Below are 1,692 nucleotides of genomic sequence, written 5' to 3' on the forward strand. Positions count from 1 at the left end.
GCTTCGCCCCTGGCCGGCCGCCCCCAGCAGCCCGCCTCGCCCCAGCGTGGCCAATGACGTTGAACCCAAGCCCAGGCTATTGCCGCTGACGATCGCAACCATGTGATCTACCTAATGGTGAACCGCCGGCTCGGGCCCCTGCCCCTCACCCCTCCTCCAACCCTTTGGAGAACTGCTCAACGGTATTTCATCAATACATCCTCACATTTACCACTTTGTTTAGGAAAATTTGCATCCGACCGCACGCGCCGAAAAATCGCTAAACAAATTCAAACCGGCATGGATATATTGATAAGCGCCGCTGGCATGGACGCTGCGACCCTGCGCGTATCGGCATTCAGCCAGGGCGGCTCCACGCCCTTCACTTTCTGACCGGTATCCCACAGGCAGCATCACCCCGGAGACTCTTCCATGTTTATCGCGATCACCATGAACCACATCCGCGCCGTCAAGGCCTGGGCAGAGGCTCATGACGCGCTCGTCAATCTCAATGTGTTGACTTTTGAGCTGGAAGTGAAGGCGCGCAACCGGTACTTCACACTGCATCCCCAGTTCCTGGCGCGCATGGACGGTCAGTTAATGCACGTCCCCCAGATGGTTCGCGAGGCAACCGGGTTTATCGGCTGGCTGCCTTACCGCCCCCTGCGTTGGCCGCTCGCTTCGGACAAGCTCGTCTTCAAAAAGCGCCTGGCGGAGTCCGGGCTCCCCACGCCCCGCATGTGGCCGACGCCGGGCGAGGCGACGGCCGCCTTCATCGTCAAGCATTCGGTCGGGTCTTTTGGCGAGGAACTGGCCGGCCCCTATCATCCTGGGCAGGAGCCCGATGCGGCGCGAATGCAAATGCTGACGAAACAGGGCAGCACCGGTAGCCTGTACGCGGAATCGTTCGTGCACGGAACGAACATCAAGGTCTGGTTCTGGGGGGCGCGCGCGTTCCATGCGCAGTTGCATCCCTATCCGTTGATACACGGCAACGGGCGCGACACCATCGCAGAGCTGATCGACGCGCGCCTCAAAGACATCAAGCAAAGCTGGGCCGACTACCCTGAAAAGCAGGCGGTGGAACAGGCACTTGCTTATCAGGGCCTGGACTTGAACACCGTACTGACGCCAGATATGTCTGCCTGGCTGGACTATCGCTACGGACGCCGTTTCGCGCCGGATGCGGCTACGGAAGAGGAAGACAATTTCCTGCGTCACATGCCTGCGACTCAAATAGCCCAACTGGAAGTAGCCGGCCAATGGATCGCCGCAGAGCTGCGAGAGGAACTCAGCGCACCTGTTTTGTGTTCGCTCGACGGCGTGCTCGACACGGACGGAAAGATCTGGTGGCTTGAGGCCAATTCGAACCCCATTTTCCCGCCGACCGGCTATTCGGCCATGTTTTCAACACTTTTCGGCACACCCATTTCCGCCCCGGAACCCGGCTCTGCCATGGCACCGGCATCCGGTCAGACCATACCGAACCCAATGCGCGGGTCACCAGGCGGCATAGCTATTCCGGCGGAACGCCCCGCGCAGATCAGGCTTAGCCCGGGCATCGGCGAAAGGGTGTCGGCATGAAGCCTGAATTTTCTGCGTCCGGTTCGCCAATCCCCGCGCCATCGGCTACCAGGATCGGCGGCAACCGAAATCGCGTTCTGAATCACCGCATTCCCACCCAGGTGCAGGCCTGCCTTGACGCTGCAGACC

Annotated in this window: 1 protein-coding gene; it reads left to right on the top strand. The window is 60.6% G+C overall.

What is annotated here, in order from left to right:
* Nucleotides 1-411 precede the first annotated feature (411 nt).
* Nucleotides 412-1,563 carry a hypothetical protein gene (locus AC1DWI_RS22055; protein ID WP_477671725.1) on the top strand — a complete coding sequence of 384 codons (1,152 nt, stop codon included), beginning with the start codon at nt 412-414 and terminating at the stop codon, nt 1,561-1,563.
* The last annotated feature ends 129 nt before the right edge of the window (nt 1,564-1,692 follow it).

Source organism: Polaromonas sp. P3_C2, from assembly GCF_056402675.1.

Coding starts and splice junctions, on each gene's coding strand:
- AC1DWI_RS22055 (WP_477671725.1), top strand. CDS start 412: ATGTTTATCGCGATCACCATGAACCACATCCGCGCCGTCAAGGCCTGG.